This is a genomic window from Mycobacteroides sp. CBMA 271 (assembly GCF_009729205.1).
GTDB lineage: Bacteria > Actinomycetota > Actinomycetes > Mycobacteriales > Mycobacteriaceae > Mycobacterium.
Map to the genome: position 1 here is coordinate 656,234 of NZ_VTHB01000001.1, position 21,437 is coordinate 677,670.

At 64.1% G+C, this 21,437-nt stretch carries 21 protein-coding genes; 4 read left to right on the forward strand and 17 right to left on the reverse strand.

Translation table 11 applies throughout. The features are described 5' to 3' along the window. Window positions 1-159 precede the first annotated feature (159 nt). Genes FZI91_RS03270 through glmS form a run of 11 tightly spaced genes read right to left on the reverse strand, consistent with a single transcriptional unit; the run spans window position 160 to window position 11,324 of the window. Entirely contained in the window at window positions 160-621 is a 462-nt protein-coding gene (locus FZI91_RS03270) for a nuclear transport factor 2 family protein (RefSeq protein ID WP_162526212.1), read from the reverse strand. Continuing rightward, a complete protein-coding gene (tsaD, locus tag FZI91_RS03275) occupies window positions 618-1,652 on the reverse strand; it encodes a tRNA (adenosine(37)-N6)-threonylcarbamoyltransferase complex transferase subunit TsaD (protein WP_155937172.1) in 1,035 nt (344 codons plus the stop codon). Before tsaD ends, FZI91_RS03270 begins: the two co-directional genes overlap by 4 nt. Window positions 1,653-1,664: 12 nt before the next feature. Then, window positions 1,665-2,132, reverse strand: coding sequence for a ribosomal protein S18-alanine N-acetyltransferase (gene rimI, locus FZI91_RS03280; RefSeq protein WP_155937173.1), 468 nt, complete (start codon window positions 2,130-2,132; stop codon window positions 1,665-1,667). Then, the gene (gene tsaB / locus FZI91_RS03285) at window positions 2,129-2,764 is read right to left on the reverse strand and encodes a tRNA (adenosine(37)-N6)-threonylcarbamoyltransferase complex dimerization subunit type 1 TsaB (protein ID WP_155937174.1); all 636 of its coding nucleotides are present in this window, start codon (window positions 2,762-2,764) and stop codon (window positions 2,129-2,131) included. The genes rimI and tsaB overlap by 4 nt, the downstream gene beginning before the upstream one ends. Further along, window positions 2,761-3,228 carry a tRNA (adenosine(37)-N6)-threonylcarbamoyltransferase complex ATPase subunit type 1 TsaE gene (gene tsaE, locus FZI91_RS03290; protein WP_162526213.1) on the reverse strand — a complete coding sequence of 156 codons (468 nt, stop codon included), beginning with the start codon at window positions 3,226-3,228 and terminating at the stop codon, window positions 2,761-2,763. Before tsaE ends, tsaB begins: the two co-directional genes overlap by 4 nt. Continuing rightward, on the reverse strand, window positions 3,225-4,316 hold the full coding sequence (locus FZI91_RS03295; RefSeq protein WP_155937175.1) for an alpha/beta fold hydrolase: 1,092 nt from the start codon (window positions 4,314-4,316) through the stop codon (window positions 3,225-3,227). Before FZI91_RS03295 ends, tsaE begins: the two co-directional genes overlap by 4 nt. Further along, entirely contained in the window at window positions 4,313-5,572 is a 1,260-nt protein-coding gene (gene alr / locus FZI91_RS03300) for an alanine racemase (RefSeq protein WP_155937176.1), read from the reverse strand. Before alr ends, FZI91_RS03295 begins: the two co-directional genes overlap by 4 nt. 49 nt (window positions 5,573-5,621) lie before the next feature. Beyond that, complete coding sequence (locus FZI91_RS03305) at window positions 5,622-7,052, reverse strand: glutamate decarboxylase (protein ID WP_155937177.1); 1,431 nt, start codon at window positions 7,050-7,052, stop codon at window positions 5,622-5,624. Between the two features lie 10 nt (window positions 7,053-7,062). Further along, window positions 7,063-8,496, reverse strand: coding sequence for an NAD(P)H-hydrate dehydratase (locus tag FZI91_RS03310; RefSeq protein WP_162526214.1), 1,434 nt, complete (start codon window positions 8,494-8,496; stop codon window positions 7,063-7,065). Beyond that, a complete protein-coding gene (locus FZI91_RS03315; protein WP_155937178.1) occupies window positions 8,493-9,437 on the reverse strand; it encodes an alpha/beta fold hydrolase in 945 nt (314 codons plus the stop codon). Before FZI91_RS03315 ends, FZI91_RS03310 begins: the two co-directional genes overlap by 4 nt. A 21-nt stretch (window positions 9,438-9,458) precedes the next feature. Further along, on the reverse strand, window positions 9,459-11,324 hold the full coding sequence (gene glmS / locus FZI91_RS03320; RefSeq protein ID WP_155937179.1) for a glutamine--fructose-6-phosphate transaminase (isomerizing): 1,866 nt from the start codon (window positions 11,322-11,324) through the stop codon (window positions 9,459-9,461). A gap of 70 nt (window positions 11,325-11,394) precedes the next feature. Here glmS and FZI91_RS03325 point away from each other — a divergent pair, with 70 nt between their 5' ends. Then, a complete protein-coding gene (locus FZI91_RS03325) occupies window positions 11,395-12,261 on the forward strand; it encodes a dienelactone hydrolase family protein (RefSeq protein ID WP_155937180.1) in 867 nt (288 codons plus the stop codon). Here the strand turns inward: FZI91_RS03325 and FZI91_RS03330 are convergent, their stop codons facing one another. The 3 genes from FZI91_RS03330 to FZI91_RS03340 are packed head-to-tail and all read right to left on the reverse strand — an operon-like array spanning window position 12,262 to window position 14,394. After that, window positions 12,262-12,543 (reverse strand): hypothetical protein, encoded by a 282-nt coding sequence (locus FZI91_RS03330; protein WP_155937181.1) that lies wholly within the window; start codon window positions 12,541-12,543, stop codon window positions 12,262-12,264. Beyond that, entirely contained in the window at window positions 12,540-14,105 is a 1,566-nt protein-coding gene (locus FZI91_RS03335) for a WXG100 family type VII secretion target (RefSeq protein WP_155937182.1), read from the reverse strand. Before FZI91_RS03335 ends, FZI91_RS03330 begins: the two co-directional genes overlap by 4 nt. Further along, on the reverse strand, window positions 14,098-14,394 hold the full coding sequence (locus tag FZI91_RS03340) for a WXG100 family type VII secretion target (protein WP_155937183.1): 297 nt from the start codon (window positions 14,392-14,394) through the stop codon (window positions 14,098-14,100). Before FZI91_RS03340 ends, FZI91_RS03335 begins: the two co-directional genes overlap by 8 nt. A gap of 106 nt (window positions 14,395-14,500) precedes the next feature. Here FZI91_RS03340 and FZI91_RS03345 point away from each other — a divergent pair, with 106 nt between their 5' ends. Continuing rightward, window positions 14,501-15,538, forward strand: a complete 1,038-nt coding sequence (locus tag FZI91_RS03345) for an LLM class F420-dependent oxidoreductase (protein WP_155937184.1) — start codon at window positions 14,501-14,503, stop codon at window positions 15,536-15,538. Window positions 15,539-15,598: 60 nt separating this feature from the next. After that, on the forward strand, window positions 15,599-17,116 hold the full coding sequence (locus FZI91_RS03350) for an alkaline phosphatase (RefSeq protein ID WP_155937185.1): 1,518 nt from the start codon (window positions 15,599-15,601) through the stop codon (window positions 17,114-17,116). On the opposite strand, the gene glmM is transcribed toward FZI91_RS03350, so the two are convergent. From glmM to rplM, 3 genes are all read right to left on the reverse strand, one after another. Further along, window positions 17,113-18,456: a phosphoglucosamine mutase gene (gene glmM, locus FZI91_RS03355; protein ID WP_309224141.1), complete on the reverse strand. Its 1,344-nt coding sequence runs from the start codon at window positions 18,454-18,456 to the stop codon at window positions 17,113-17,115. The two genes, FZI91_RS03350 and glmM, sit on opposite strands and share 4 nt — an antisense overlap. A 103-nt stretch (window positions 18,457-18,559) precedes the next feature. Next, entirely contained in the window at window positions 18,560-19,093 is a 534-nt protein-coding gene (gene rpsI, locus FZI91_RS03360; RefSeq protein WP_162526215.1) for a 30S ribosomal protein S9, read from the reverse strand. Next, the gene (gene rplM / locus FZI91_RS03365) at window positions 19,090-19,533 is read right to left on the reverse strand and encodes a 50S ribosomal protein L13 (protein ID WP_162526216.1); all 444 of its coding nucleotides are present in this window, start codon (window positions 19,531-19,533) and stop codon (window positions 19,090-19,092) included. The genes rpsI and rplM overlap by 4 nt, the downstream gene beginning before the upstream one ends. Window positions 19,534-19,768: 235 nt before the next feature. Here rplM and FZI91_RS03370 point away from each other — a divergent pair, with 235 nt between their 5' ends. Beyond that, on the forward strand, window positions 19,769-21,118 hold the full coding sequence (locus tag FZI91_RS03370; RefSeq protein WP_155937187.1) for a hypothetical protein: 1,350 nt from the start codon (window positions 19,769-19,771) through the stop codon (window positions 21,116-21,118). Window positions 21,119-21,437 lie beyond the last annotated feature (319 nt).

Sequence of the window (21,437 nt, forward strand, 5' to 3'; positions counted from 1 at the left end):
GGCTCGGCGGGCCTGATGCCCGTGAGCCCGGATTGTCAATGAATACTTCGGCGGCCGGATGAGTGCCGCGCCGTCGCCGCGGGTGCCGACACGACGTCAACCGATCGCCATCTAGCACTCTATACATGAGAGTGCTAGTGCTCAAGGTTGGGTTATCTCCTACTCACCCAGCGCACCCGGATCTATGAGCAGATGAGCTGATACATCACCGATCATCTCGACATTCACCCGGCGCGAACTGAAATGCCAGCCCTGCTCGTCGCGGCCGAAGGTGTCCAGGTATCGACCGACGACGATCGGCTGCAGCGGCAACTGGTCGGTGGCCTGGACCACGCAAAACGTCGACCGCGCCGAGGCAGTGCCATCACCCATTACCTCGATGATCGGGTTGAGCACCAGGTGCCTGGTGCGCGGGGTGCCGCCCGCCTCCCGATAACGGCGGGTCGAGGTGAAGAAGAGCTTGGTAATGGCCGAAGCGCCGGACACACTCCCCCGTTCCCCGCCGAATGAGCCGCGACCAAGGAGTTCCCCCACTCGATCGAAATCGCCCTCGTCCATCAGCTCGGCGTACCGATAGAGCAGATCGGTGATGGCCAATCGGTCCGCAAGGTCGCTCGTCACCACACCTGCCCTTTCACGACGGGAAGTCCGGGGTCCGCGGCGGCCTGTAGCGAGGACGGCTGCGCACCCGCCGCCACCAGGTGCGCCGCGAAGGAGGCGATCATGGCGCCGTTGTCGGTGCACAACCGCAGCGGCGGCACCCGAAGCGTCACTCCCGCCGCGGCGCAGCGCTGCTCGGCAAGTTCACGAACGCGCGAGTTGGCGGCCACCCCGCCGGCGATCAACAGTGTCGACACCCCCAGGTCTGCGGCTGCCCGCACCGCCTTCATGGTCAGCACATCGGCGACGGATTCCTGAAAGCCGGCGGCCACATCCTCGGCGGAAAAATCGAGATCTTTGCCGTGCTTTTCCACATAGCGTGCGACGGCGGTCTTGAGACCGGAGAAGCTGAAACTGTGCCGGTCGTCGCGCGGCCCGGTCATACCGCGCGGGAACTTGACCGCTGAGGAATCACCTTGCTGCGCTAACTCATCGAGCACCTTGCCGCCCGGATATCCCAACCCCAGCAGCCGGGCCACCTTGTCGTACGCCTCTCCGGCGGCGTCATCGACGGTGGCGCCGAGCTCCTCGATGGGCTCGGCCAGCGACCGCACGTGCAGCAGGCTGGTGTGCCCGCCCGAAACCAGCAGCGCCACACATTCGGGCAGCGGCCCGTTCTCATACACGTCGGCGGCGATGTGCCCGCCCAGGTGGTTCACGCCGTAGAACGGCACGCCCCAGGCCAGCGCCAGCCCCTTGGCTGCCGAGACCCCGACGAGGAGCGCACCCGCCAACCCGGGACCGATGGTCGCGGCGATCACGTCGGGCTTCTGCACCCCCGCGATGTCCAGCGCGCGCCGCGCGGTGACGCCGAGCGCCTCCAGATGGGCGCGGGATGCGATCTCAGGCACCACCCCACCGAATCGCGCGTGTTCCTCGACGCTGGAGGCCACCTCGTCGGCCAACAGCACCACCGACCCGTCGGGGGTCAGTTCGGCGATGCCCACTCCGGTTTCGTCGCAGGAGCTTTCGATGGCGAGGATGACTGTCATGGCAGCATCACCCTATTTCACGACGCCGTGCGCTGGGCGTTTCATGGTGAAGGCATCGGCGCCGCTGCCCGGGTAGTACCGCTTGCGCACGCCGACTGTCTCGAATCCTGTACCGCGGTACAGGGCGATCGCCGCGTCGTTGTCGGTGCGCACCTCCAGAAACACCGGCCCGGGATCTCGGTCGGCATGCGCGAGCAACGCGTCCAGTAGCCGTTGCCCGATGCCCTGTTTCTGATACGCGGGATCCACGCCGATGGTGTGGATCTCGTACTCGGGCTCACGATGACCTAACCGGGAGATGCCGCCATATCCGACCAGCGTGCGTCCATCCCTGGCCGCCAGGTAGTGAAGATGCGAAGACTCCAGCTCGGCACGGAAAGCCGATTCCGGCCACGGATCGTCGCCTGCGAACAGGATCGCCTCGAGCTCAGCGCACCGACGGGTATCGCGGCGACGCAGTGGCCCGAGCTCGACAGTCATCTACGAGGTTCTTTGGCGTCGGGCCGACGCAGATACAGCGGAGTCAGTGGCCCCGGCGGATTGTTCCAGTCGGCGGCGAGCACCAGCCGCGACGGCGACGGATATTGACGATCAAGCACAGGGAGGCCGAAAAGTGCTGTGTGGTCCGGCGATCCGGCAATCTGAGTGAAGTCCTGCACCGGTACATCCGTGGGCGCATTCACCGCGGGGCCGCTGACGCGTACTCCGTCTCGGTATCCGGCCCAGTAGACCTCGCGGCGGCGGGCATCGGTGACGACGAGGACGCTGCCGGGGGTGTCGTACCCGATGGCGTCCAGGGTGCACACCGGGTACACCGCGATGTTCAGCGCCAAACCCATGGCCGATGCGGTCGCCATGCCCACCCGCAGCCCGGTGAACGGTCCGGGGCCACAGCCCACCACGATCGCATCGAGCTCGCCGACCGCGACACCAGCGTCAGCGCATGCCGCCCCGATATTCGGGGTGAGCGCCTCGGCATGTCCCCTGGCGCCCATGGTGATTCGTTCCGCGAGGGTCTGCACCGAATCGCTACCGTCATCGCCAACGGAACGCCGTACCAGGCCTGCCGTGATGGCGGGGGTGGCCGTGTCGAGAGCAAGTATCAACATCAGGACTCACGGCTCCAATGCCAGGTTGCGGTGCGCTCATCGGAATCGGCCGCACGCTCCAGCCGGATGTCCAGATGGTGTTCCGAAAGCCGCTCGGCAAGCCCCTCTCCCCATTCGACGACGACCACCGAATCGTCCAGATCGGTGTCCAAGTCCAACGAGTCGAGTTCACCGAGCAAGTCGGCACTCTGATGCGCCAGCAGGCGATAGACGTCCACGTGCACCAGCGCGGGCGCACCCGGCTGCCTCGCCTCATGAACCCTTGCCAGCACGTATGACGGCGAAGTGATGGGACCCTCGACGTCCATGCCGCGAGCAATCCCCTTGGTCAACGCGGTCTTTCCGGCGCCCAGCGGCCCACCGAGTACCACGACATCGCCCGCGGCGAGGTCGCGCCCGATCCGCTCTCCGAACTCCAGTGTGTCCTGCAGCGTCGGCAGCGCCACGCTTCCCAACTCATCGATCACAGCCCGGTCCGATCGCGCAGACGCTGCTTGATGGCGGCGAAAAGTGTTGGGGTGGAGCGCATGACAAGCCGGTCGATGCCGTCGTTCACGATCTGCGGATGTTCCAGCTGCACCAGATGCCCCGATTCGCGCACCAGGATCAGTTCGGTGTGCCCATTGATCCCCAATTGCTCTGCCATGGACTCCGATTCGGTCTGCGGGGTGAGCATGTCTGTGTCGCCACACACCACCAGGTTGGGCAGTGGCGCGATGGTCGATAGCGCCGCCGTCTCGTCGTGCTGCTCGAGCGCCCGCAGAAAATCCACGATGGTGGTGACGGGCGTCTGATGAATCATCTTCGCGCTGAACTTCACCAACGTAGGGCTCACCCGTTGCCCCCCGTAAGACGCGGCCTGCAGCACCGGCCCGACGAGTGATTTGACCGCGCCGCGGCCATGGTGGGCTGGACGCGGCGCGTAATGCACGGCCGCCCGCAGGACGCGCAGCGCCGGATTGCGCAGCCCCTCACCGATGCCCGCCTGCGAAAGTCCTTCGGCCGCGCTGGCGACCAGGCCAACACCCACTACCTTGCGGCCGTATTGCTCCGGGTGGAGTCCGGCGTGAGCCAGGATTGTCATGCCACCCATCGAGTGCCCCACCAAGACCACGTTGCCCCGGGGTACCAGCACCCGCAGCACCGACTCAAGGTCTTCGCCGAGCTGGCGGATGGTGCACGACTCCGATGTGGGTAGACCCGAGCGCCCATGTCCGCGTTGGTCATAGAACACCATGCGGACGGTGTCACCCCAACGACTCGCGAGTTCGCGACGCTGGAAATGAAAGGACGCCATCTGCAGGCAGAAGCCGTGCACAAACACGACGGTCAGCGGCGCGTTCGACGGGCCCACTTCTCGGACCGCCAGCGGCACACCGTCATCGGTCATCACGATGCTGCCGCGATCGGTCTCTAAGAGGTCGAAGTTCTCGTTGCGATAAGGGTCCTCGAACGTGCGCCGCCCGATAGAGCGCGCGGTACCGACACCTGCCACCGCAACCACGGCGCCGAGCCCCGCGACACCGGCCAGCCAGGCGTTCGATTTATTACTCAATGCTTAACGCTCTTCGCCCAAGTGCTCATCGCAGCACCGGATGGCTCCCGATAGGTCCGCACGATTCTGCCCCGCGGACCGGTGACCACTTCATAAGCGATGGTGTCGAGCAGTTCTGCCCAGTCCTGCGCGGTGGGCTCCCCTGCAGTGCCCGGCCCGAACAACGTCGCAACGTCGCCGGGGCTGACCCCGGCCTCGTTGTCGCCCAGGTCGACCACGAACTGGTCCATACAGACACGTCCGATGTTTGGGTACCGTCGCCCACCGATCGCCACCTCGAAGCGGTTACCCAACCCGCGGGTCACCCCGTCGGCGTAACCGATCCCGATGAGCGCCGCGTTGGTGTCACGCGGCGCGGTCCACACGTGCCCGTACGAAACGCCTTCCCCGGCCCGTACCGGCTTCACCGACGACACCGCGCATGTCACCGACATCGCCGGGATTAAACCAAAGGATCGATCGCCCGGGCCGAATGCCGCCGACTCCACGGCTCCCGGCATCGGGTTGATGCCGTACACGGCGATACCCGGGCGCACCATGTCGTATCGGACATCTGGGCGGGTCAACGTGGCCGCCGAATTCGACAGGTGCGCCAATTCGTAACGCAACCCGACACTGCGCGCCAACTCGAGCGCCTCATCGAATCGGCGGATCTGCATATCGATCGTGGGATTGCCCGGCTGATCGGCATACGCGAAATGAGACATGATGCCGCGCACCCGGATCGACTGCGCGGCCTGCGCCTTCGCCAACGCCTCGAACAGATCGCGGGTGCACTCGGCGGGCACCCCGTTGCGATTGAGCCCGGTATCCACCTTGATGGCGGTGATCGCCTGGCGCCCCGTCGATTCCGCCGCCGCAAGCAGCTCACCCAGCTGCTCAACGGACGACACCGCGATCTCGATATCGGCGTTGAGCGCGGCGGCGTAGTCGGCACCCGGCGCGTGCAACCACGCGAGCAGCGGCGCATCGATCCCGCCGGCGCGCACCTGCAGCGCCTCGCTGATGGTGGCGACACCAAGCTCGTCGGCGCCCGCCGCCAATGCGGTGCGGGCGGTCTGCACGGCACCGTGCCCGTAACCATTGGCCTTGACGACCACCATGAGCCGGGCCGGGCCGGCATGCTCGCGCAGCAGCCCGACGTTGTGCGCGATGGCCGTCAGATCGATGACAGCCTGGGCCGTGGTCTCCCCCATGTTCGGCGGGAGTCCGGCTGCTGTCTGCGTGGTCTTCGGGGTCGTCGTCACCGGCCCCATTGTCCCATCCGCATCAGATCCCCGAGTCGCTGCGCTCCAGCCCGCCGTATCAGTGGGCGAACGGTTGCACCGCGTCGAAGTGCCCGTTCGGCTTCAGCTCGTCGAGGCCCTTCAATACGGTGATGAGGTCGTCGCGCAGCGCCCGCGCGAGGTCACTCGAGAATCCCTCACGTACCACCACCCGAAGCACCGCAACATCGGTGACGTTCTCGGGCATCGTGTACGCCGGTACCTGCCAGCCGAAGGCCCGCAGCGAATGCGAGATGTCGAACTCGGTGTATGGGCGTTCGCCCTTGAGCCGGAACGAGACCACTGGGATCGCCGAGCCGTCGGTGATCACCTCGAAGTGTTCGCTCTTGCCCAGCTCATCGGCAAACCAGCGGGCGGTCTCCGACAGGCAGCGCATCACCTGCGTGTATCCGCCGCGACCCAACCGCAGGAAGTTGTAGTACTGCCCCACCACTTGGTTACCCGCCCGCGAGAAGTTCAGGGTGAAGGTCGGCATGTCGCCCCCCAGGTAGTTGACCCGGAACACCAGATCTTCGGGCAGGTGTTCCTTGCCGCGCCAGACCACGAAGCCGATTCCGGGATAGGTCAGGCCGTACTTGTGCCCGCTAACGTTGATAGACACCACCCGCGGTAGCCGGAAGTCCCAGTGCATTTCAGGGTGCAGGAATGGCACCACGAAACCGCCGCTGGCGGCATCGACATGTACCGGGATATCGGGCTTGCCGGGTGTCGCGGCCAACGTATCCAGGGCGGCACAGATCTCGGCGATCGGCTCCAGCTCACCGGTGAACGTGGTCCCGAGGATGCCGACGACCCCGATGGTGTCCTCGTCTACCGCGTCGAGCACCTGTTCGGGCGTGATGACGTACCGCCCCTTCGCCATCGGCAGATACCGCGGCTCAACGTCGAAGTACCGGCAGAACTTCTCCCAGACCACCTGCACGTTGGAACCCATCACCAGGTTTGGTGTACGTCCCTTCCAGGCAGTGCCGTCGGAGCCACCGATCTTCGCGCGCCAGCGCCACTTCAGCGCCAGTCCGGCGAGCATCACCGCCTCACTCGATCCAATCGTCGACACCCCCACCGCCGACGACGGGTCCTCGGCCGAGAGGTCGTCGGCGTGGAACAGGTCGGCCACCATGGCCACACATCGCGACTCGATCGCGGCCGTCGCCGGATACTCGTCCTTGTCGATCATGTTCTTGTCGAATGTCTCGGCCATCAGCTTTTCGGCCTCGGGGTCCATCCACGTCGTCACGAAGGTCGCCAAGTTCAGGCGCGAACTGCCGTCGAGCATCAGCTCGTCGTGAATAAACCGGTAGGCGGCCTGCGGATCCATGGGCTCGTCCGGAAGGCGCAGGGCCGGGATGGGCGCGGTCGATAGCCGACCGGTGTAAGCGGGGCTGAACGAGGAGGCGTTGATCTTTCCGGCGTGCGCCGAAAGAGTGAACTGATCGCGGGGATTCGACATACCCCAATTGTCACCCGATATCGGCGATTGCCCACCGCAGATGCCCGAGAAGACGCGAAGCTGAGATGGGCGCGTACGCGGGCCCCGGGTCCGCGGCGGCCGCAGCTGCCGCACGGGCATGCACGAGGGCGCCCATCGCCGCGGCCCTATCCGCCGGAATTCCGGCGGCAAGCAGCGCACCGATCACCCCGGACAGCACATCGCCCGAACCCGCAGTCGCGGCCCACGATCCGAGTGCCCGGTTCACAAACACCGCGCCTTCTGGCTGGGCGATGACGGTGACGTTGCCCTTGAGGAGCACCGTGGCGCCCAGCCGCGCCGCCAGCGACCGCGCCGCAGCGATCCGATCGGGGCCGGGCGGCGCACCCATCAGTCTCTCGAATTCACCGGCGTGCGGCGTCAGCACCGTCGGTGCCTGACGCGACACTACAAGATCCGCCAATTCGCGGTGCTCGGCAAGAATCGTCAGGGCATCGGCGTCGACGAGGATGGGCAGTTCGGTCGACAGCACCTGCCTCAGGGTCTGTGCCTCGCGTTCACCGGTGCCATACCCGGGGCCGATCACCCAGGATTGCACGCGACCGGCAGCCTGCGCGCTCTGTGTCGCAATGGCTTCCGGCCAGTGCGAAACCACCTCGGCGGCAGCCGTTCCTGCGTACCGCACCATTCCGGACGTCGCGGCGACGGCGGCGCCGGTACACAGGATCGCAGCTCCAGGATAGGTCGCCGATCCCGCCAGCACGCCCGTCACACCTTGGGTGTACTTGTCGTCGGTCGGCCCGGGAATGGGCCAGCCCGCGGCCACATCGTCGGACTCGAGTTCCCGAATGTTCGACGCGGGCAAGTCGAGTCCGATATCGATCAGCCTGAGGTCACCGCAATCGCCAAGGGCGTGAACGGTTTTGTAGCCGCCGAAGGTCACGGTGACCGCGGCCCGAAAGGCCTGTCCGTCGACCGCCCCGGTGCGGACGTCGACGCCGCTGGGGATGTCCACCGCGATCACCGGTATGCCCTCGGCGTTGATCTGCTCGGCAATCTCGGCGGCTCCCGGCCGCAACGGGCCGGTCCCGGAAATGCCCACAACACCGTCAAGAATCAGGTCGGTATCGTCGGGCACCGCCGATACCACCCGTCCGCCGACCTTACGGAACGCCGTCAGGCCCTCCCGATGGGCCCGATCGGGATTGAGCAGCACCGCGCTGGCGGACACCCCACGCCGTCGCAGGAATGTCAACGCCCACAAGGCGTCTCCCCCGTTGTCGCCAGAACCCACAATCGCACAGACACGTCTCCCGGCCACCACGCCCGCTCGCTGCGACAACTCGGCCGCGACCACTGCGGCCAGTCCGTAGGCCGCGCGCCGCATCAATGCCCCCTCGGGCAGGGAGTCCAGCAGCGGCGCCTCGGCCTGCCGGATCTGTTCGGCGCCGTAGTAGTACCTCACCCGATGCCCGTTGCCCCGTCTATGTCGTCGAGGAACCTGTGGGTGGCATCGGAAATCCGTTCCGGAAACTCGCCGTTCAGCGCGTGCGATGCGTCGTCCCACACCTCGACCCGAGCACACGGCAGTAGTTCTTGCGCCCGCGCAGCGGCACGCGCCGGGCGGTGCACGATGCTGCGCCCGGCGATCACCGCGAGAGTTGGCACCCGCAGCCCGCGCAACTGCTCATCATCGAAGGGACGCGGGGTTGGTAGATACATCGCAAAATCCCGCATACCGGAGGAGATCAGCGTGGCCTCGGGTACGGACTCGTCAACCGGTTCCCCTCCAGAAATCCAGCTCAACAAGCGATTTCGGAGCCATTGCGGCATTCCGGGGATGATCGAACCGAGGGATACCACGAGCATCTTCCAGGTGACGGGCGCGAACGTCATCGCCGGGTCAAGCAGAGTCAGCGAAGCGAGGCGATTAGGGTACCGAACTGCGTGATTGACGGCGTTCCAACCACCAATCGACAGGCCCAGCACATGGACGCGATCCAGGTCGAGTTCATCGAGCGCATCCTCAAGCCACGCGGCCTGATCCTCAGCGTCGGCGATCGCCTTGCGCTGCACGCTCATCCCGGCCTCCCCAAGCAGGTCCAGGGTGTAGACGCTACGCCGCGCAACAAGCGATGCCAGGTTGGCGCGCCACAGAGGTGTCGATGCATTGCGGCCCGGAAGCAGCACCAACGGAGCGCCAGCCGCCGATCCGAATCGGTACACACGCACCATCCCGAACCGCGTGTCAACGTCGGCCGAAAAGACCGGCGCAGGCAGGTCGTTCATTCCGCGCTGGTACGCCTGCACAAACCTGCCGAATGCCGCCTTATCCCTGAAATGGCCCAGTTTCTCAGCAGCCCAATGTTTTCCGATGCGATGCTCAGGTACCTCGACAGGGTTCATGACCGTGGCCCACAGCCAGCGCTATTCGACGGTCACCGATTTGGCCAGGTTCCGAGGCTTGTCCACGTCATACCCGCGAGCCTGCGCCACCGCGGCGGCGAACACCTGCATCGGAATCGTGGACAACAGCGGTTGGTACAACGTCGACACGGCCGGAATCTCGATGAGATGGTCCGCGTACGGCCGAATCGTCTCATCGCCCTCTTCGGCGATGACGATCGTCCGTGCCCCGCGGGCCTGAATCTCACGAATGTTGCTGAGCAGCTTCGAATGCAACAGCCCCATACCCTTGGGCGACGGCATCACCACGATGACCGGCAGTCCCTCTTCGATCAGCGCGATCGGCCCATGCTTCAGCTCTCCGGCGGCGAAGCCCTCGGCGTGCATGTACGCCAGTTCCTTGAGCTTGAGCGCACCTTCGAGCGCGACCGGGTAGCCGACATGGCGCCCCAGGAACAAGATGCTGGAGGACTGCGCATACTGCCGGGCCAGCTCGGCCACCGGATCCATCGCATCGATCACCCGCTGGATCAACTCCGGCATGGCCTCCAGCTCGTGGTACTCACGAGCCACCTCGTCGGGGTACTTGGTCCCGCGCGCCTGCGCCAGGGCGAGGCCCACCAGGTAATTGGCTGTCACCTGCGCCAGGAACGTCTTCGTCGCGGCGACACCGATCTCCGGACCGGCGCGCGTGTACAGCACCGCATCGCACTCGCGGGGAATCTGCGAACCGTTGGTATTGCAGACCGCCAACACCTTCGCCTTCTGCTCCTTGGCGTGCCGAACCGCTTCCAAGGTGTCCGCCGTCTCACCCGACTGCGAGATGGCGACGACGAGGGTGCTGCGATCCAAAACCGGGTCACGGTACCGGAATTCGCTCGCGAGCTCGATTTCCACGGGCAGCCGCGTCCAGTGCTCAATGGCGTACTTGGCCAGCAGACCCGAGTGAAATGCCGTACCGCAGGCCACCACGAACACCTTGTCGATATCGCGCAGCTCCTGATCGGAGAGGCGCTGCTCGTCGAGCACTATCCGGCCAAGGTCGAAGTGCCCCAACAAGGTATCGGACACCGCCGTCGGCTGTTCGGCGATCTCCTTGAGCATGAAGTACTCGTAGCCGCCCTTTTCCGCGGCCGACAGGTCCCAATCGATAGTGAAAACCCGAGCATTGTCAGTGTCGTCATTACCATCGAAATCGGTGATCTGATAGCCGTCCGCGGTGATCACGACAACCTGGTCCTGCCCCAATTCGACAGCTTCCCTGGTGTATTCGATGAACGCCGCGACATCTGACCCGAGGAACATCTCACCCTCGCCGACACCGACGACCAGCGGGGTGGACCGGCGGGCTGCCACGATGGTGCCCGGATCGTCCGCGTGGGAGAACACGAGTGTGAAGTGCCCCTCCAGACGTCGCACCACGGCCTGCACCGACGCCACGAAGTCGCCGGCGGTGTCGCCCGATTCATACTGCCGAGACACCAGGTGCACGGCCACTTCGGTATCGGTGTCACTGGCGAACTCGACCCCGGCGGCCTCCAGCTCGGCGCGCAATGCCGTGAAGTTCTCGATGATGCCGTTGTGCACCACTGCGACCTTGCCGGTCGCATCGCGGTGCGGGTGGGCGTTGCGGTCGGTGGGGGCACCGTGGGTGGCCCAGCGGGTGTGCCCCATCCCCGTCGTCGCGGCGAACGATTCGCCCGATTCTGCGATCGCCGCCTCCAGGTTGGCCAACCGCCCTGCCCGTCTCTGCACCGCGAGACCGCCGCTGCCGTCGACCAGCGCCACACCGGAAGAGTCGTAACCCCGGTATTCGAGCCGCCGCAGCGCCTCAAGGACGACACCAAGAGCGTCCCGATGGCCGACGTACCCGACAATTCCGCACATAGCCCACCAGGGTAGTTCAGTTCCTGCAACGGTCGCGCAACGCAAGCATCCGATCGGCTACGGTCATGCCATGGCGAGTACCCGCACGCTATTCAAAGCCCTGACCCGCCGCGGTCCGCATCAGGTCCTGCGCGGCGACCTGGCATTCGCGGGCGTGACCGGTGTGGTCTACACACCGGAATCCGGGTTCAATCTGCCCGCCGTGGCGTTTGGGCATGACTGGCTGACCGGCACGGATAAGTATCGGAAGACCCTCGAACACCTCGCCTCCTGGGGAATCGTCGCGGCGGCGCCCGACACCGAGAAGGGGTTGATCCCGTCACATCTGAACCTGGCGGCGGATTTGGCCACAACGCTTGAGATAGTGACCCGGGTACGTCTTGGTGACGGCAAAATCAGTGTGCACCCCACCAAGCTCGCGCTCGCGGGCCACGGTCTGGGCGGCTCCGCCGCGGTGTTCGCCGCAACCCGGCCACCGGCGTTGGTCGACAAGAAAAATCGGCCGGTGAGCGCCAAGGTCGTCGTGACACTGTTTCCCAGCGCGACCCAGCCACCAGTAGAGAACAACGCCGCCGGGTTGACCATCCCCGGGCTTATCGTCACCAGTACCGATGACGTTCAATCGTTGCGATCCAATGCCGCAGCTCTGGCGCAGGCGTGGCCGGGTGTCGACCTGCGGAACGTCACGAAGGCGAAGTCCAGCGGATTACCCGAACACAGCTGGCTGCGCAGGTTTGTTGGCCTCGGCGGATCCCATCGGACCACCCAACGCAACACCCGAGCACTCCTGACCGGGTACCTGCTGTTCCAGCTCACCGGCGATAAGCGCTATCGCGACTTCGCTGATGCGACCGCCGAACTGCCGAACACCTCGCTGCCCGACGGCGCCGAAATGGACGTCAGCGAGATCGATCGCGTGCAGTCCCTGCTGAGGTAACTACCGTGTCCACCGCTGCCAGCGGTACACGTCGTCCTCTTCCATCCCGGATTCAGTGAGCTGGATCTGCAGCGGCAGACGAAGCTCGTCGGCAGGTTTCACAATGCGTGGTGGCCCAAACTCCTCGCTGGGGTCGTAGTGCTCCCCGAACGCAATTGGCGCGGGCGCCTGCCGTTCGGGCGGGATCTCGCCGCGCGCCGCGTCGGCCTCGTCGCGCAGTTGTCCGAGGGTGCTCTCGAAATCCGAGACGATCCCCGCGAGCGCATCGGTGATATCGATCATCGCCCGGCCTTCGGCAGTTCGTCCGCAGCGATCTCACAGGGAGTCTCACCGGCGTCAGTCCCCGTGGCCTGCGGCTGTGCGGGCGGGCGCTGCTGTGGAGGCTCGGTGTGCTGTTGAGCCGCAGGAGGAGGCGTCACCGGTGACATTTGGGCTGCTGGCTGCGCCGGTGGGGTGCTGGCAGTGGAAGGAGGGACTGATCCGAGCGGTGTCGAGCCCAATGGTGTACCCGGAACCGTCTGGCCCGGAGTTGCCGGGGTGGCAGCGTCCAGTCCACCAGCACCCGCTAGCTGAATACCGGGACCGGACGCAGGCTTGCCATCGGTCGCGAATGTCCCTCCGGCGTCCGAACGTGCCTCGTGGATCGCCGCCTCCTTGGCCGCGGCCATCTTGGCGTCCGGATCCGTGTCCTTCTTGTCCGACTTGTCCGCAGCCTCGTCGGCCTTGCCGTCGAACTTGTCCTCCGGCTTGTCGTCGCCTGGCCCGTGCTCGCCGCCCATCTGGTCAAACGGGATGTTGGACAGGCCCTCGGTAATCGCACTGACAATTCCACTCGCCGCCTGACCGATGGACGTGAGTGCACCGGTCAACGCGCTGGTCATTCCACTGACCATCTGGCTGGGATCCATACCTTGACCCTGACCCTGCTGCTGGCCGGGCGTCTGGCCAGCATTTGGGCCGCCTTGGCTGTAATTACTCATCCCGGATGCAGGGGTCGCGGACCCCTGCACGCCCCCGGTGTTGGTTCCGTGTCCGGTACTGGCGCCTGACTTGCCGTCGCTACCAACGGATTCGTCTGGAACACCGTCCCGGTTCTTGTCCTCAGGCTCCTTCTTGCCGTCCCGGGGGTTGCCCTCGGGATCCACGTCCCCAGAGTCGTTCGGCAGCTTGAATCCCGGTGGCAGGTCCTCTTTCAGCCCGTTGATCAACGCGTCATACGCCTGACCAAACTTGTCCTTCGCGTTCTGCATTGCGGGCAGCCACTGGCCCTCGATGTTGTTCTTGACATGCGGGCCGATCTTGTACTCGTTGGTCTCGTCCGCTTCCGGCTTGTCGCCCGTGCCGTACTTGTACGTCGCGACCGCCGCATCGAAGTGCTGCCGGTCGGGCGTCACCAGATCATCGACGTTTGTCGTCGCTTCCGTTTTCAGGCCGGCAAGTTTGTAGAGGGTTTCTCGCAGTCCGTCGAGGCCCTTCGACACCTGCGTGAACTCGTTGGACACTGCCGCCGCGGTGGCGTTGTGATTGGTGAGGAAGTCGTTGGCGGCTTGTGATCCGTCGCCCTCCCAGAATCCCATCAGTTCTTTCAGTTGCCCGCGCTGACGCTCGACGGCCGATGTCATAGTGGCCGCGGCCGTCTTGAACAGCTCAAGGTCGCCGCCGAGCGTGTGTAGGTTCAGCCCCGCATCCATGTCGTACACGTCGAACAACTTGCCCGGTCCGGCGATTTCCCCCGTGATCGCGGCACCGTGGCCCTGGACCGCGGCGAGCGTGTACTCCTGAGAGTTCGCAAGCGCCTGCATGCCCTCACTGCGGAGCGACTCGATGTCGTAGTTGTTAGCCATCAAACCTCGCTGTGTTCTTCGCTTCACGATCGGCGTAGCTTTGCGCCGTCACACGGAGATCGTTTGCTATCGCGGTGTTGGCGCGATACCACTCCTCCAGATGGGTCACCACATCGCGTAGCCCGCTGTTGACCTGCCCGCCGTGCGCTGCAAACGCCTGCCCGGCCGAGCTGGCCCCAAAAGACAGTCCGCGCAGCTGATTGATGACTTTCTGCAGCTCATCGGCCACATTGTCAAACTCACCTGCGACTGCCTGGACACCAGCGATGTCGATCCTGGTTTTTCCCATATTGACTACGATGGGACCACATCGATTCCGGTTCCATCTTTTTCGCAGATTCTTTGGGAGGCGGCTAGTCTTCCCGTTCAACCACTTGGTCGAGTAGGGTCGGCGCATGCGCATTGGAACCACACTGAGCTACGCCGGCGGATTCACTGAGGTAGTCGACGAGCTCGCTGAGCTGGAAAAAGTCGGGCTCGATATCGCGTTCGTCGCCGAGGCCTACTCATACGACGCGGCGAGCCAACTGGGGTATCTGGCCGCCAAGACCTCGACCGTGAAACTCGCGTCGGGGATCTTCCAGCTATACACCCGCACCCCCACCCTGCTCGCCATGACGGCAGCTGGACTCGACTATGTGTCGGACGGCCGGTTCGTGCTCGGCATCGGCGCATCAGGACCGCAGGTCATCGAGGGATTCCACGGCGTCAAGTACGACGCTCCGCTGGGCCGCACCCGCGAGACTGTCGAGATCTGCCGCAAGGTGTGGCGCCGCGAACGCCTCGAGTTCGAGGGCAAGTACTTCACCGTGCCGCTGCCGCCCGAGCAGGGCACCGGCCTGGGCAAGGCCCTGAAGCTGATCAATCACCCGATTCGCGACCGCATTCCGGTCCTCATCGCCGCGCTCGGCCCCAAGAATGTCGCCCTCACCGCCGAGATCGCCGAGGGCTGGCAGCCCATCTTCTTTCTGCCCGAGAAGGCCAATGACGTCTGGGGCGAGTCCCTGGCTGCGGGCAAGGCCAAGCGCGACCCCTCACTCGGCGAGCTTGAGGTGTACGCCGGACCCGCTCTCGCGATCGGTGACGATGTCGAGGCGCTGTACGGATTCGTGAAGCCGAGCCTTGCGCTGTACATCGGCGGCATGGGGGCCAAGGGCAAGAACTTCTACCACAACCTCGCGACCGCCTACGGGTTTGGCAAGGAAGCCGACACCATCCAGGAGCTCTACCTGGCGGGCAAGAAGGCCGAGGCAACCGACGCGGTGCCCGACGAGCTGGTCCGGAACGTTTCACTCATCGGACCGAAGAGCTTTGTCGCCGAACGGGTTGCGGCCTTCAAGGAAGCGGGAGTGACCACCCTCAACGTGGCACCCCTCGCCGCCGATGCGGCAGGACGCATCAAGCATGTCGAGGCGCTGCGCGAACTGCTCTGATTCGCGCACCGTTCACATTGCGTTCGACGCGCGTTTTCCCGCTGCCCCGAAGGTAGTGGGATGACCGCTGTCCCGCGCCGCACCGTGTTACGCGCCGCCCTGCTGGGGCTCGCAGTGGCTCCGGCTGCGGCATGCGGACCGGCGCTGGTGACGACGCGCCCGAGGCTGACGCATGGCGTTGCGAGCGGGTTCCCGCGCAGCGACGGGGCGGTGATCTGGGCCCGTTCGGATCGCCCCGCCACCATGATCGTCGAAACCGCTGGTACCGAACGGTTCTCGGACGCACGGCGTTTCACGGGGCCAGCGCTTACCCCCGAGTCCGACGGGACCGGGCGGCTGCGGCTGACCGGCCTGCCCGCCGACACCGAGGTGCATTACCGGGTCACGCTGGACTCGGACGGCACGTTGAGTGAGCCGGTCATCGGCGTCTTTAGAACGGCGCCGTCGACGGCGCGCGATGTGCGGCTGATCTGGTCAGGCGACGTGGCCGGACAGGGTTTCGGAATCAATCCGGATGTCGGAGGGATGAAGGTCTTCCGCACCATGGCGGATCGAAACCCACACTTCTTCATTCACAGCGGCGATACCGTCTACGCGGATGTGCCGATACCGGAGACGCTGACATTGCCCGACGGTCGGATCTGGCGAAATCAGGTGTCGGAGGCGAAAAGCGCTGTTGCGCAAACACTCGACCAATACCGGGGTCAACACGCCTACAACCTCACCGATGCCAACTATCGGTACTTCAACGCGCACGTACCGCAGGTTGTGCAGTGGGATGACCACGAAGTGGTCAACAACTGGTATCCCGGCGAGGTCCTTGACAGCGACAAATACTCCGAGAAACGCGTCGACGTGCTGGCGGAGCACGCGCACCGCGCGTTCCATGAATGGCAGCCGCTCGAAGCCCGCGAGGCGGTGGACGGCCGGGTATACCAACGAGTCTCATACGGACCGCTGCTCGACGTGTTCATCCTCGATATGCGCAGCTACAAGGACCCCAACTCCCCCAACCGCCAACAGTCTGGCGCCATCCTCGGCGCCCGACAGACCGAATGGCTGATCGACGCCATGGCCTCCTCAACGGCCGTGTGGAAGGTCGTGGCCAATGACCTGCCACTGGCGCTGGTGGTGCCCGACGGCAAGGTGAACTTCGAGGCGGTCGCCAACGGTGACAACGGCACCCCGCTCGGACGCGAAACCGAACTGGCACATATCCTCTCGCAACTCAAGGCGCGACAGGTGCGCAATGCGGTGTGGTTGACAGCCGATGTGCACTACACCGCCGCGCATGAATACTCACCCGCGCGTGCCGCCTTCACCGACTTTGACCCGTTTTGGGAATTTGTGTCCGGACCGCTGCATGCGGGCGCCGGCGACGAGAAGCCCTTGGACGGAACGTTCGGACCGCGAGCAGATTTCGTGCACGCGACATCCGACGGCGGCAAGCGGTCACCGCTGGACGGATTCCAACACTTCGGACAGATCGACATTGACGGCGGCAGCGGCGACCTGACGGTGACCCTGTGCGATGCCGCGGGCGCCGCGCTCTACACCCGCACGCTGACGCGAGCCTAGACCGCGCCCACCACCTTGGCCACCCGCTCCGCCAGACCCTGTGCGGTGGACTGCTCGTCCGCCTCCACCATGACCCGGACGATCTGTTCGGTTCCAGAGGGACGCAACAGGATTCGTCCATTTCCCGCCAGCTCGGATTCGACCGCGGCGACGGCGGCAAGGACCTCGGGCGCCTGCGCGACCGTGTGCTTATCCGAGACCGGAACGTTGATGAGTGTTTGAGGCAGGCTGCGCATCGCCGAGGCGAGTTCGGCCAACGACTTACCCGTCTGCGCCATCCGGGACATGAGACGCAGGCCAGTGACGATGCCGTCGCCGGTGGTCGCCAGGGAAGGCAGCACGATATGGCCGGATTGCTCACCGCCCAAGGCGAATTGGCCGGCGCGGAGCTCCTCGAGGACGTAGCGGTCGCCGACCGCAGTCACCTTGACGTCGATACCCGCAGCACGCATTGCGATATGCAGGCCCTGGTTGCTCATTACCGTGGTGACGAGCGTGTTGTCCGTCAGCTCACCGGCTTCCGCCATTGCCGCGGCAAGGACGACCATGATGGCGTCTCCGTCGATGACATTTCCGTTGGCATCCACCGCGAGGCACCGATCGGCATCGCCGTCGTGCGCGAGCCCCAGCTGAGCACCGTGGGCTTGGACTGCCTCCTTGACAGGACCGAGATGTGTTGACCCACAGCCGTCGTTGATGTTGAGCCCGTCGGGGTCGGCGTTGATATCGATGACGTGAGCGCCTGCCGCGCGGTACGCCAGCGGCGCCGCATCGGAGGCAGCCCCGTGCGCGCAGTCGACGACCACGGTGATTCCGGCCAACGGGTGGGTGCCGGCGTTCTCGACGTGGTGCAGATACCGATCGAGGGCGTCAGCCGCATCACGGACGCGGCCGATTCCCGCACCGGTCGGACGGACCACGGGAGCTTCGAGCTGGGCTTCGATGGCATTCTCGGCGGCGTCGTCAAGCTTGTGTCCGCCGGCGCCGAAAATCTTAATTCCATTGTCGGGCATCGGATTATGCGAGGCAGAGATCATGACGCCAAAGGCCGCACCGTACGCGCCCGTCAAGTAAGCCACGGCGGGCGTGGGAAGCACACCCACTTGGAGCACGTCGACACCTTCTGCCGCGATCCCCGCGACAACCGCCGCTTCCAGCATCTCTCCACTGGCGCGCGGATCGCGACCCACGACTGCGGTGGCGCGACCAGCGGCCAGCGACCGCGCCGCGGCGGACCCCAGCGCCATCGCGAGCTCAGCCGTCAGCTCGGCATTGGCGACGCCGCGAACGCCGTCGGTGCCGAATAGCGATGAGCCGCTTGCGCGAAGAACATTAGACACAGTGCCCATCCCTTAAATCTCTCACAACCAACCTGGCCCAAAAACGCGATTGCGCCGACACACAGGTTGTGTGCCGGCGCAATACGCGGACGAACTGAATCGATCAGCGCTTCGAGTACTGAGGCGCCTTGCGGGCCTTCTTGAGACCGTACTTCTTGCGTTCGATCGCACGCGGGTCACGAGTGAGGAAGCCGGCCTTCTTCAGTACCGGACGATCCTCGGGCTCCACGATGATGAGCGCACGGGAAATCGCCAGACGCAGCGCGCCGGCCTGACCCGAGGGGCCTCCACCGTGCAGGTGAGCGTAGATGTCCACGCTGTCCACTCGGTTCACGGAAACCAGCGGCGCCTTGATGAGCTGCTGGTGCACCTTGTTCGGGAAGTACTCTTCCAGGCTGCGGCCGTCCAAGAAGAACTTGCCGGTGCCTGGCACGAGGCGCACCCGGACGACGGCTTCCTTGCGGCGGCCAACGGTCTGGATGGGCTTGTCGATGACGATGGGGCCACGAGAAGCGGCTTTGACGGTCTCAGTCTCTACGGTGTCGCTGACAGACGCCTCGACGACTGCCTGGTCACCGGTCTCCACTGCATCCTCGGTAACTTCTTCCGGGGTCTGCTCTTCGGCGATATCGGTCACTGAGCCACCTGCTTAATCTCGAACGGGATCGGCTGCTGCGCGGCGTGCGGGTGCTCCGGGCCGGCGTACACCTTGAGCTTGCGCTCGATCTGGTGGCCCAGCTTGGTCTTCGGCAGCATGCCGATGATTGCCTTCTCCACCGTGCGAGTGGGGAACTTCTGCAGCTGCTCGCCGATGCTGCGCTTGCGCAAGCCGCCCGGGTAACCCGAGTGACGGTAGGCGAACTTGTCGGTGAGCTTCTTGCCACTGAGGGCAATCTTCTCTGCGTTGATGATGACGACGAAATCGCCACCATCGGCATGGGGGGCGTAGGTCGGCTTGTGCTTGCCGCGCAGCAAGGTGGCTGCTTGAACGGCAAGACGGCCGAGCACCACGTCCGTGGCGTCGATGACATACCAGCTGGTGGTGATGTCACCCGCCTTGGGCGTGTAGGTAGGCACTATCTTTCCTTTGTCTACTCGGGTTGGTCCCCAGACAGCTTTCGGGCTGGTCAGGGCGCTGGTCGCAGCGTGCGATCGAGGTTGATCTCGGCGACCAGTGGTGACCCGAGCCTCGTGTACTGATGTACCGCACACCAGCGGCGAAGCTTACCGGGACACGTCATCGCAGGTCAAAACGCGGTCGAGCGACTCTCGTGGGATTATCGTGTTCGACGGCAGACGGGGAGGCGCAGGCGTGGAGATCCTGAAGAACACATTCTTCTTGTATCGACGATGCTTCCTGCAGTTGATCGCCATTTACCTGGTCGGATGGATGGTCCGATACGGCATCGTGCAGCTGGCCGTCGCCGTGGCCGTCAAGCACGGGATGATCTGGGGCGACTTCATTCTTCCGCTGTCTCCTCTCACGATGCTGCTGACATACCTCGGCATGTTCTGGGTACTGCGGCCGTACATCTTCCCAGACACGGCCGATACCGGTGTTGAAGAATTTCTTAAGACAGCGCTCGAAATCCTGCTGCCAGCATTTGCCATCTTCGTGCTCTGGAAACTCCAAATGCGCGATGCATGGAATTTCGACCACCAAGCCGTACTACAGATTGCCGAAGAGCACCTTGCCGGTTCCTATACGCGCAGCAACGAGGTCAACGCCCGCGAGATGGCAACGGTAGGACAACTCACGAACCCCAGTACTAGTGTTCTTACTTTGATCGTTGTGTCATTGCTTGCGGTACGTAGAATTCTTATTGCAGTTGCCAATCGGTTACCGAAATGGACAATCTTTCCCCGCCTATATGTGGAATCTGCTTGGATATACATATTCTTCATTGCATCGGCAGCCGCTATTTACGGATCGCCTAGATGGATGAATGAACGCAAGGTCGTCGTTTGGTATCACGAACAGAAGCAAGCAGTTCTCGAGCATCTCGGGCCGGTAGCCGATGTCATCCGCTGGGTTGCCGAGCATACGGCCGGAGCAACGCAAGCGATTCTCGCACCGCTGTCTTGGTTCGTCATCGCCGGACTGGCCTACGCTCAGACCAATACATCGACGTGGGGTAACGCCTCCAGAGCAATTCTTGGCCAACGACATTTTGACCGACTCGCCGGCATCACGCGGAAACCAGTCGCCACAGTGCAATCGCAGTGGCAGAAACTTCCGGCAGTGGTTAGGTCCCGCACAGATGAAATCCGTTCTACCGTCCTTGGAACATTCGATCACATACGCGACGCTTTACGACTCGCATTGCAAACCGGACCTCTCCCGGTAGCGTTATACATAGTCATGTTCGCAACATTAGTCCTCCTGTACCCGACGGACACATTCTTCGACGCTACGATATCCGACGGATATCTTTGGCGAGGACTGGCATATCTCTTCGGCCCCCACGAATACGCCTGGTGGACAAGCCGCGAAGCTACAATTCGACTATTTATTGGCGCCGCGATAGAACCAATTCGCATCTGCCTCATTGCCGGAATGTACTGGTTCTGTGCCAGAATTGCCGATCAGGTAATCTTAAATCGAACGATGGATTCCTTCTCGTCAGATTCTCTAAACAGTACATCTGCACCCATCAAATGAGCTTCAGCAGGTACTGTCGCAATTAGAACAAATTGTCCGCTGCCCGATTCTTGAGCGCATTGCGTGAGGTATCCGTTTTGACTGGCCCACTTATCGATGGCCGATGGAAACACTCCACTTCTCCAACGCCGCATACGATCATCGACTACGCTCGTCAGACATGGAGGGTATTCCGTCCGACTCCATTGAGTTACCGCTTGACCGTTACGCGAACGTTCGAACAGGAACGCTACGACGCGGCCATTTTGAGGCGGAGATGCAAAGTAACCCGAGTCAGAATCCGAATCAGAATCCGGAACGAGTATCTCACGCATACGCC